Raw genomic sequence first — 10,153 nt, forward strand, 5'->3', positions numbered from 1 at the left:
CCTCGGCGAGCGCGGCCCAGGCGAGCGACGCCCCCAGGCCGACGCCGACCGGCATGGGCCGCAGGTACGCGCCGAGGCCGGCGCGCTTCTGGAGGCGCTGGGCCAGCGTCTCGAGGTCGGCCGCCGGGTAGGCGCAGCGCGCCTCGCGCACCGAGCGCAGGTACGCGGGGAGGTCCACCGTCGCGACCAGCGCGCCGCGCGCGGCGAGCGCCCGCGCCAGGGCGTCGAGCGCGGCGTCGCGGCCGCCCGCGCCGGAGACGAGCAGGATCGCCCGCTGCGGCGCGCCGGGCGGCGCGGCGACGGGCACGGCGCCGAGCCCGGGGACGTCGAGCGTGGCGGGGACGGCGGCGAGGGCCAGCGCCAGCGCGGCAGGGATCATCGGGTCACCACGCCCTTCAGGCCGCGCGACACGAGCGCGGCCAGGTTCGCGAGGATCGCGGGCAGGCGGAGCCCGCCCGGCGCGGCCAGCCAGCGCGGCCGCCACTCCGGCGCGAACTTCTCCTTGTACGCGCGGAGCCCCTGGAAGTTGTAGAAGTTCTCGCCGTGGCGGTAGAGCCGGGCGCCCATCCGCGTCCACAGGGGCGCGAGCTGGCGCGGCTCGAACCCGGAGAACGGGGCCATGCCGAGGTTGAACGCGCGGTAGCCCTCGGCCCTTCCCCACAGCATGAGCGAGGTGAACAGGTAGTCCATGGTCGAGCGCGGCGCGGACGGGTGGTAGCGCATCAGGTCCACCGACAGCTCCACGCGGGCGGCGCTGGCCCACACGTTCGCGAAGCCCACGATCTTGCCATCGAGGCGCACCAGCGCGACCGGCCCCTCCGCCAGGTAGCGCGGATCGAACGACCCGAGCGAGAAGCCCTTCTCGCGCACGCCCTTCTCGGTCAGCCACGCGTCCGAGACCGCGGCGAGGTCCGGGAGGAGCCCGGGCACCGCCGGCGCGGGCGCGACCTCGAAGGAGAGGCCGTCGCGCTCCGCCCGGGCGTGCGCCTGCCGCAGGCCGCGGCGCGCGCTCCCGTCCAGCGAGAACCCCTCGAGCGGCACCACCGCCTCCTCGCCCAGCTTCAGCAGCGAGAGGCCCAGGTCGAGGTAGCGCGGCAGCGCGGCCGGCCCGACCTGGTAGAAGCAGGCCCACCCGCCGTGCCGGTCGGACAGCTCGCGGAAGCGCCAGGCCAGCTCGGTGGCGGCGGGATCCGGGCCGACCGGATCGCCCATGGCCACCCAGCTTCGGCCCTCCACCGCGTACATGAGGAACGCGGCGTCGCCTTCGGCGAAGAGCAGGCACTTGTCGCCGGTGAGCGCGAGGTGCGCGTAGGACTCCGGCGCGCGGTCCACCAGCGGGCGCACCCGGTCCAGCTCCGCCGCGCCCGTGCGCGGGGGCTCCGGCGGCGCGGGGCGGAGCAGCGTCGCCACCCCGAACAGCACCAGCAGCGAGACCCCCGCCACCGAGGCGCGCAGGAACCGCGGCGCGTCGCCGTGGAACGCGAACGTGAACCACAGGTCCCGCGACCACTCCACGTGGCGATACGAGAGCACGCCGATCGCGATCGAGCCGGCCACCAGCAGCGCCACCCCGAGCGCCCAGCCGGCGGAGGGGACGCCCTCGAGCATCGAGCTGCGCCGGTAGAACTGGCGGTGGAAGGGGGCGATGGCCGCGAGCAGCGCGACGAGCAGCGTCGCCTCCTCCCAGTCGAGCCCCTTCGCGAGCGACGCCACCGCGCCGGCGGCGAGCAGGCCGATGGCCACGGCCCAGGCCGCGTCGATGCGGCGGACCAGCGCGCGGGCGAGGAGGAGCAGCGCCGTCCCGACCAGGCTGCCGACGAGGTGCGACGCCTCCAGCACCGGCAGCGGCAGCGCGCGGCGGAGCAGGTGGAGCCGCTCCGCCTCCGCCGGGGTGGCGCCGGAGACGAGCAGCACCGTGCCGGCGAGCAGGGCGGCGCCGCCGGCCAGCCACGGCACCACCGGGGCGAACGAGGCGTGCGCGCCGCGCAGGACCCGCCCCAGCCAGGCCCGCCGCAGCAGCAGCTCGTGCGTCGCGAGCAGGGCGAACGCCAGCAGGAACGGCGCCACGTAGTAGACCAGCCGGAACGCGACCAGGCTCGACACCACCGCCGGCGCCGGCACCGCGGGCGTGAGCGCGGCGAGCACGATCGACTCGAACACGCCCAGGCCGCCCGGCACCTGCGAGGCCAGGCCCACCACCTGCGCGGCCACGAACAGCCCGAGCAGCTGCACGAACCCGAGCGGCGAGCCGGCGGGGAGCAGCACGTGCAGCACCAGTGCCGCCAGCGCCCAGTCGGCGGCCGAGACGGCGATCTGCGCAAGCGTCAGCGGCAGCGAGGGCAGCGCGAAGCGGACGCCCTTCACCGACAGCGTCGTGCCGCGGGCGGAGGCGACCACGTACGACGCGGTGACCGCCAGCGCGGCCGCGCCCAGCGCGTGGGCCGCCCACCCCGGGAGCGGCACGGGCAGGCCGGACAGCAGCGCCACGCCGGCGATGGGCAGGAGGCCGGCCCAGAGCTGCGCGGCGGTGAACGCCACCACGCGCGTGATCTCCAGCGCGGACAGCCCCCACTGCGAGTAGAGGCGGAAGCGCACCGAGCCGGAGGAGAGCAGCGCGAAGCCGACGTTGTTCCCGAACGCGTAGGAGACGAACGAGGTGAACACCACCCGCGTGTACGGCAGGCGGCGCCCCGCGTAGCGCAGCGCCAGCACGTCGTAGGCGGAGAGCAGCAGGTAGTCGAGCGCGGTGAGCCCCGCGGCCAGCGCGAGCAGGGCGGCCGGCAGCGCCGACAGCTCGCGCTCGACCTGGTGCAGGTGGAGGCCGCGCAGCTCGGCGTGGAGCGTCCAGGCGGCCGCGCCGAGCAGGGCGACGGGGAGGAGCACCAGCGCGGCGCGGCGGAGCCATGTCACCCTCCAATGAGAGTCCCGATTCCGGGCCGCGGTCCACCTCCGCGACGGGGCGTGCGGCGCTGCGCGCGGCGCCCGCGTTCACGCAAGGTGATCTGCGGATCGGCTCGGGGCGGAACCGCGGCGCGGCCCGGGGCGCGGTCAGCTCCCGGAGCAGGCCGCCCGGCAGCCACCGGCCGCCGCGGCGAGCACCGGGAGCGCCGTCCGCGGCGGCGCGTCGGGGGGCCTGCACTCGTCGAGCACGACCGGGAGCCGGCCCGCGATGTGGAGCGCGAGCGCGTCCGCGACCCGGCCCGGCGGCGCCCGGTACACCGGGATGCGCCGGCGGCCGCGGATCTTCTCCAGCGCGTGCGCGCCGATCCCGCCGACGAGGAACACGTCGATGTCCTCGTTCACCAGCGCGCGGCACGGATCGCAGGGGTGCTCGCTCGGCGCGTTCGGGAGGACCCGGTGCGCGAGCGTGGCGGCGTCCACGAGCAGGAACGCGGGCGCGCGGCCGAAGTGGCGCGACACCGGGCTGAGGAGGCCGCGGTTCTCTTCGATGGGGATGCAGAGGGTGGCGGACATGCGGGGCTCCTTGCGTGTGGCGCACCGTCGCTCGTCGGTCGGCCGCCGGACGCTGGCCGCTGCCCGCAAGCCCGGCGCGCCGCGCGGACCGACGGAGACCCCCGGCCATGAGAACCCGTTCGCCCCCTCGTGGGTTCACCGGAACGCGCCCCGCGACAAAGTGTCGCGGCACGCGGAGGCGCACCGGACGTGGAGCGCTCCGGTCCACGAAACGCGCGGCCGGGGGCCGCGCCCGCCTACCGCTCGTCGAGGAACGCCTCGATCATCGGCACGAGCCAGCCCGGGCGCCCGCGCACCACGCCGTCGTGATCGGTGCCGGGGAGCACCGCCAGCCGCGCGTCCGGGAGCAGCCGCGCCAGCGCCACCGCGTGCCCGGGCAGCACGGCGTCGCGGTCCCCGGCCACGACCAGCACCGGGACCGAGATCGACCGCACCTCGGCGTCCGTCCAGTCGCGGAACTCCAGCATGCGGCGCGCCGACTTGGCGTGGAAGGACGGGAGCTGCTCGGGGTGCGGCGCGACCGCGAGGTAGGCCTGCCGCAGCTCGGCGGGCATGTCCTCGAGGTGCCCGCGGCGGATCGCCTCCCAGGCCTGCGGCGCCAGCCCGTCGCGCCGGACCAGGGTCGAGGCCACCACCAGCCGCCGCACCAGCGCGGGGTGACGGACGGCGACCTGGAGCGCGATGGTCCCGCCGTTGCTGAAGCCGAAGAGGTCGGCCCGGGCGACGCCCAGGTGCCGGAGCAGCGCCGCGGTGTCGTCGGCCGACTGCTCGAACGTGAACGGGCGGTCCGGGAGGTCGGCGGTGCGGCCGTGGCCCTGCTGCTCGAACGCGATCACGCGCCGGTGGCGCGCCAGCGCCGGGATCAGCCGGGCGAAGGTGGTGTCGAGGGTGGAGCCGCCGCCGTGGAGCAGCACGAGCGGCGGCTCCTTCGCGCCGGCGGGGCCATGGAGCTCGTAGTACATGCGCAGGCCGTTCACCGGCGCGTAGCCGCGCTGGACGGCGTCGGCGGGGGCGCGCGCCGGGGCGCCGGAGGGGGCGGCGGCGAGCAGCGCGGCCGCGACGGCGGGGGCGAGGGCGGTCATGGGCGGGCTCCCCTCACCAGTAGCGGTAGCCGTTGATGCGATAGGGGAGGCCGAGCTCGCCGCACACCTCGGCGAGGACGTCCGGCGTGTAGAAGTAGTTGCGCACGCGCGAGAGCCGGTCGCCGGACGTCTCGACGCGGGTGAGCGCGCGGACCGCCTCGCCGTCGGCGTGCGCGTACCAGTGCACGATGATCGGCTCGCCGCGGTGCAGCCGCACCTCGCAGCGCGGGCGGTCGGGGAGGGCGCCCAGGCGGTAGCGCGGGTCGATGCCGGTGGTCTGGCCGTCCACCCCGGCGAGGCGCCGGCTGCCGTACATCATGCCCTGGAACACGCCCTTGCGCGCGGCGTCCCGGCCGTACTCGGCGTGCACGCGCACCACCTCCACGCTGGCGGTGTCGAGCAGGAGCGCGACGAGGCGCTCGAGGTCCCCGGCGTTGAACGCCTGGCAGAACGCGTCGAGCACCGGCGCGCTCGGTGGGGCGGCGACCGCCTCGTCCGGCTCGGCCAGCTTCCCGCGGCCGCGGTGCAGCGCCGCCTTCACCGCGCCGACGGTGGTGGAGAGCGCCTCGGCGATCTCCTCCAGCGTCAGGTCGAACGCCTCCTTCAGCACCACCGCGGCGCGCTCCTGGGGCGACAGCCGGCCGATGAGCGTGCCGGCCGCCTCGCGCGACGCCCTCGGCTCGGGCGCGGTCGCGCCCTCCGGCACCTCCCCGGCGTCCTCGCGCGTGCGCCGGAGCCGGTCGATCCACAGGTTCGACGCCACCCGGAACAGCCAGGCGCGCGGGTTGTCCGGCGGGCCGTCCATGCAGCCGAGCGTCACGAACGCCCGCGCCATCGCGTCCTGCACCAGGTCGTCGGCGTCCCAGGGGCTGCGCGCCAGGCTGCGGCAGTACCGGTACAGCTCCGGGCGCAGCGGCTCGTAGGTGTCGAGGAAGCGGTGCCAGGACGCCTGGACGGCGCCGGCGAGGGAAGGGGTCGGCTCTGGAGGCGTGGTCATGCGGTGGAGACGGATGGATGCCACCGCGGGATACGGGCGGCACGCCTTCACGCCGCGAGCGCTCCAACCGGGTGCCGAAGCGCGCCCACGCCGGCGGGGAGCGGGGTGCCGGGCACCGCCCGCGCCGGGAGGGCGCGCGGGCGGTGCCGGGAGCGGCTCACTTCGCGGCGCCGGTGGCCTTCAGCACCTTGTTCCAGCGCGCCACCTCGCTCTCGACCAGCTTCTGCAGCCCCTCCGGCGTGCGCGCAGCGGTGTTGGAGAGGTCGCCGCCGAGCTCGAGCAGCCGCTTGCGCGTGGCCGCGTCGTCGAGCGCCGCGAGCAGCGCCTGGGAGAGCCGCTTCACCACCGCGGGCGGCGTCCCCTTGGGCGCGAACACGGCGTTCCACGCGGTCACCTGGAACTCGGGCAGCCCGCCTTCCTTGGTGGTGGGCACGTCGGGCAGCGCCGGCGAGCGCTCGGGCAGCGCCACCGCGTACGCCTTGATGGTGCCGGCCTGGATCTGCGGGACCAGGTTCACGATCTGGTCGCACATGTAGTCCACCTGGCCGGCCACCAGGTCGTTCAGGGCCGGCCCGGTGCCGCGGTACACGACGCGCGTCGGCTTCGCGCCGAGCAGCGAGTTGAACAGCGAGCAGGTGGTGAACGAGACCGAGCCCACGCCGGCGTGCGCCTCGTTCAGCTTCTCCGAGTCCGCCTTCACCTTGGCGACGAACTCCTTGAAGTCCTTGGCCGGGAAGTCCTTGCGCGCGACCACCACGATGGGCGTGCCGGCGGCGAGGCCGATGGGCGCGAAGTCCTTGCGCGGATCGTACTTCAGGTCCGGGTACACGGCCGGCGCGGCGCCGTGCGTGCCCATGTGGCCCATCATGATGGTGTAGCCGTCCGGCGCGGCCTGCGAGGCGCGCAGGATGCCGGTGGTGCCGCCGGCGCCGGCCACGTTCTCGATCACCACCTGCTGGCCGAGCGTGCGCGACATGTGCTCGGCCACGATGCGCGCCACCACGTCGGTGGGGCCGCCCGCGGCGAACGGGACGATCATGGTGATGGGGCGCTCCGGGTAGGCGGCGCGGGCCGGGGCCGCCGCGAGCGCGAGGGCCGCGAGGACCGGGGCGGCGAGCCGGGCGGCGGTTCGGGTCATCCGATGCGTTCTCATTCGACGAACACCTCCTTGCGGCGCGTGCGCACCGCGGGCAGCACTGCGAGGACCAGCACGACGGCGGCGAGCGCGAGGAACGCCGCGCTGATGGGACGCTGCACGAACGACGCGGCGCTGCCGCGCGAGATGGCGAGCGCGCGCCGCAGGTTCTCCTCCATGAGCCGGCCGAGCACGAAGCCGAGCAGCAGCGGCGCGGTCTCGAGGTCCAGCCGCACGAACGCGTAGCCGGCGAGCGCGAAGCCGGCGGTGAGGAGCACGTCGGCGGCGGAGTTGTTCACCGAGTAGATCCCGATGCAGGAGAAGACCAGGATGGCGGGGAACATGAGGCGGTAGGGGACCTTCAGGAACCGGACCCACACGCCCACCAGCGGCAGGTTGATGACGAGCAGCATCAGGTTCCCGATCCACATGCTGGCGATGACGCCCCAGAACAGCTGCGGGCTGCGCGTCATCACCAGCGGGCCGGGCACGATGCCGTGGATGGTCATGGCGCCGACCATGAGCGCCATCACCGCGTTGGGCGGGATGCCCAGCGAGAGCAGCGGGATGAAGGACGTCTGCGCGCCGGCGTTGTTGGCCGACTCCGGGCCGGCCACGCCCTCGATGGCGCCGCGGCCGAAGCGGCGCGGGTCGCGGGCGAGCCGCTTCTCCACCGTGTAGGACGCGAACGGCCCGAGCACCGCGCCGTTGCCGGGCAGGATGCCCAGGATCGCGCCGAGGAGGCTGCCGCGGACGATGGGCAGGGCCGAGCGCCGCAGGTCCTCGCCGGTCGGGAGCAGGCGGCCGATGGGCCGGCGCACCACGTCGCGCTGCTCGGTGAGGTCGAGGTTGCGCAGCACCTCGGCGAACCCGAACACGCCCATGGCCAGCACCGCGAAGTCGATCCCGTCGGCGAGCGGCGCCCAGCCGAACGTCATGCGCTCCGCGCCGGTCTCGAGGTCGGTGCCCACGGTGGAGAGCAGCAGGCCGAGCAGGATCATCACCAGCGCGCGCGGCACCGAGCCCCGCGCCAGCACCACCGCGAACGCCAGGCCCGCCAGCATGAGCGAGAAGTACTCGGCCGGCCCGAACAGGAGCGCCACGCGCGTGAGCGGCGCGGCGAGCGCGGCCACCACCAGCGTGGCCACGCAGCCGGCGAAGAACGAGCCGATGGCGGCGATGCCGAGCGCGGCCCCGGCGCGCCCCTGCTTCGCCATCTCGTGCCCGTCGAGCGTGGTGACGACCGCCGTCACCTCGCCCGGGATGTTCACCAGGATGGCGGTGGTCGAGCCGCCGTACTGCGCGCCGTAGTAGATGCCGGCGAGCAGGATGATCGCGCCGGTGGGCTCCACGCCGTAGGTGATGGGCAGGAGCATGGTGATGGTGGCGATGGGGCCGACGCCGGGGAGGACGCCCACCAGCGTGCCGATGAGGCAGCCGACGAGCGCCAGCCCGAGGTTCTGGACCGTGAACGCGACCGAGAAGCCGAGCGCGAGGTGCGAGAGCAGGTCGCTCATGGCGGCGGGCTAGAGGCGGAACCCGGGGAGGATGAGTACCGGGATGGGCAGGCCGAGCGCGAAGCGGAACAGCCCGGCGCAGGCGACGGTCGTCACCACCGCGAAGATCGCCAGCTCCCTCCAGCGCACCTCCGGCGACGCCGCGCCGCCGAGCAGCATCACGAGCGGCCCGGCCAGCGCGAGCCCGACCGTCCGGATGGTGAGCGCGAACGCGACCACCGCGAGCGAGATGAACACCGGGCCGCGCAGGGGCCACCGGCCGATCGGCTCGCCGTCCTTCAGGAACGCGGCCGCGATCAGCGCCAGCCCGGCGAGGCCCAGGATGGCCGCGATGGCGCGCGGGAGCATGCCCGGGCCCATGGCGCGGAGCCGGCCCGGATCCAGGTCGCCGGTGGCGAGCAGGGCCACCGCCGCGATCCCGGCGACGAGCAGGCCCGCCGCGAGATCGCGGGGCGCGCGGACGCGGGGCCCGTGGCGGGGGGGAGCGAGCTGCCCCGTGTCCTCTTCCAAGCGGCCTCCGGTGCCGCGGCCCGACCCGGGCGAGGGCGGGACGGCGTGCAGGGGTAAACGGATGGTTCGATGATGCTGAACGCCGCGGCCGGGCGCGCCGTCCCGCGTGGGGCCCGTGGCGCGCGACGCCCGCGACGCAGCGGGTCAACGCGCGCCGGTCCGGGTCAGATCAGCAGGCCGGGGGCGGCGAGCAGGGCCACGCCGAACGCGACCAGCAGGAGGCCGCTCACCGCCTTCAGCGCCCGCGCCCCCCGCTCCCCGAGCCGGGCCCGCGGCGCGAACGCCGCCCACGCCGCCACGATGGCGCCGAGCGGGATCACGTAGAAGGCGTTGTACGCCGCGATCCAGCCGAGCCGCTGCCACGGCGCGAGCTCGGGGCGCAGCGAGAGGACCCGCGTGTACAGGGCCGGCAGCCCCACCGTGCAGCCCAGCTCGACCAGGTTCGCGAGCAGCGCCAGCGCCAGCACGCCCAGCAGCGCGGCCGGGAGCCGCGTCGCGCCGGCGATCCGGCGCATGCGCCGGTAGAGGGCGGGCTTGGCGCGGTCCGGGATGGTGAGCGACGGGCCGCGGCGGAACAGGAACAGCTCCTTCACGTTGACGAGCCCCATCGCCACGAGCGCGATCCCGAGCACCACCGTCACCCGCCTCGAGCCGCCGAGCGCGGCGAACAGGCCGGACCACGCGGTCATGAACGCGAAGTACACCACGCCGGACACGAGCACGAACGCGCCGCCGAACGCGAGCGCGCGCCGGCGCGAGCGGACGTTCGCGAGCAGCCCGAGCAGCACCACCAGGACCCACATCGCGCACGGGTTGAGGCCGTCGAGCAGGCCGACCACCGCGGTGAGCGCCGCGAGCGGGATCCGCCGCGCCTCGCGCGGCCCGAGCAGCGGGAGGTCCACCACCGCCGCGGCCGGCTCACGGTCCGTGAGCGCGCCGAGGGCGAGCGCCTCCACCTCCGCCTCGCTCCGCCCCCGCGCGAACCCGAGGACGTACCGGTCCCCGGCGACGAACAGCGGGATCCCGGGCGGCGAGATCCCGAGCCGCTCGACCTCGGCGCGGAAGCGCGCGCGGCCGGCCGCGTCCTGGCGGACCTCGTATCGCGCGACGACCAGCGACGGGTGGGCGCGGGCGAGCGCGTCCAGGTACGGCAGCGCCTCCTCGCAGTGCGGGCAGCCGACGCCCCAGTAGACGGCCAGCGCCGGCGCGGCGGCGGGCGGCGACGAGGCGGGCGCCGCGACGGGCGGCGACGAGGCCGGCGCCGCCGATGCCGGCGGGCAGGGCTCGGCGGAGGCGTCCGGCCCGCAGGCGGGCGCGCCGGCTTCCTCGGCGCGTGCGGCGACCGGCGCGAGGAGCGCGGCCGCGACGGCGATCGGCAGGAGCGACGCGAGCGGTGGGCGCGGGACCACGGCGGGCCTCCGCACCATCAGAGCACCGT

8 protein-coding genes and 1 pseudogene are annotated in these 10,153 nt (G+C 75.9%); all 9 read right to left on the reverse strand.

Going from position 1 to position 10,153, the window contains the following annotated elements; all coding sequences use genetic code 11:
* A pseudogene (locus tag PSR1_RS18165) lies at positions 1-379 on the reverse strand (virulence factor); the annotation flags it as partial.
* A complete protein-coding gene (gene mprF, locus PSR1_RS18170; RefSeq protein ID WP_059438855.1) occupies positions 376-2,910 on the reverse strand; it encodes a bifunctional lysylphosphatidylglycerol flippase/synthetase MprF in 2,535 nt (844 codons plus the stop codon). The gene mprF and the pseudogene PSR1_RS18165, both read right to left, overlap by 4 nt.
* A 138-nt stretch (positions 2,911-3,048) precedes the next feature.
* On the reverse strand, positions 3,049-3,474 hold the full coding sequence (locus PSR1_RS18175; RefSeq protein WP_059438856.1) for a NifB/NifX family molybdenum-iron cluster-binding protein: 426 nt from the start codon (positions 3,472-3,474) through the stop codon (positions 3,049-3,051).
* A 236-nt stretch (positions 3,475-3,710) separates the two neighbouring features.
* Positions 3,711-4,556, reverse strand: a complete 846-nt coding sequence (locus tag PSR1_RS18180; protein WP_059438857.1) for an alpha/beta fold hydrolase — start codon at positions 4,554-4,556, stop codon at positions 3,711-3,713.
* Between the two features lie 13 nt (positions 4,557-4,569).
* Positions 4,570-5,553: an RNA polymerase sigma factor gene (locus tag PSR1_RS18185; RefSeq protein ID WP_059438858.1), complete on the reverse strand. Its 984-nt coding sequence runs from the start codon at positions 5,551-5,553 to the stop codon at positions 4,570-4,572.
* Between the two features lie 157 nt (positions 5,554-5,710).
* Positions 5,711-6,691 carry a tripartite tricarboxylate transporter substrate-binding protein gene (locus tag PSR1_RS18190; RefSeq protein ID WP_237758127.1) on the reverse strand — a complete coding sequence of 327 codons (981 nt, stop codon included), beginning with the start codon at positions 6,689-6,691 and terminating at the stop codon, positions 5,711-5,713.
* An 11-nt stretch (positions 6,692-6,702) separates the two neighbouring features.
* The gene (locus tag PSR1_RS18195; protein WP_059438860.1) at positions 6,703-8,205 is read right to left on the reverse strand and encodes a tripartite tricarboxylate transporter permease; all 1,503 of its coding nucleotides are present in this window, start codon (positions 8,203-8,205) and stop codon (positions 6,703-6,705) included.
* Positions 8,206-8,214: 9 nt separating this feature from the next.
* Positions 8,215-8,715, reverse strand: coding sequence for a tripartite tricarboxylate transporter TctB family protein (locus PSR1_RS18200; protein ID WP_059438861.1), 501 nt, complete (start codon positions 8,713-8,715; stop codon positions 8,215-8,217).
* Between the two features lie 164 nt (positions 8,716-8,879).
* The coding region (locus PSR1_RS18205; RefSeq protein WP_237758128.1) for a hypothetical protein at positions 8,880-10,153 on the reverse strand (1,274 nt) is incomplete at its 5' end.

Origin of the sequence: Anaeromyxobacter sp. PSR-1 (genome assembly GCF_000964525.1) — a bacterium.
In the GTDB taxonomy this organism is placed as follows: Bacteria; Myxococcota; Myxococcia; order Myxococcales; family Anaeromyxobacteraceae; genus Anaeromyxobacter.

Coding starts and splice junctions, on each gene's coding strand:
- PSR1_RS18190 (WP_237758127.1), bottom strand. CDS start 6,691: ATGACCCGAACCGCCGCCCGGCTCGCCGCCCCGGTCCTCGCGGCCCTC.
- PSR1_RS18180 (WP_059438857.1), bottom strand. CDS start 4,556: ATGACCGCCCTCGCCCCCGCCGTCGCGGCCGCGCTGCTCGCCGCCGCC.
- PSR1_RS18175 (WP_059438856.1), bottom strand. CDS start 3,474: ATGTCCGCCACCCTCTGCATCCCCATCGAAGAGAACCGCGGCCTCCTC.
- PSR1_RS18185 (WP_059438858.1), bottom strand. CDS start 5,553: ATGACCACGCCTCCAGAGCCGACCCCTTCCCTCGCCGGCGCCGTCCAG.
- PSR1_RS18195 (WP_059438860.1), bottom strand. CDS start 8,205: ATGAGCGACCTGCTCTCGCACCTCGCGCTCGGCTTCTCGGTCGCGTTC.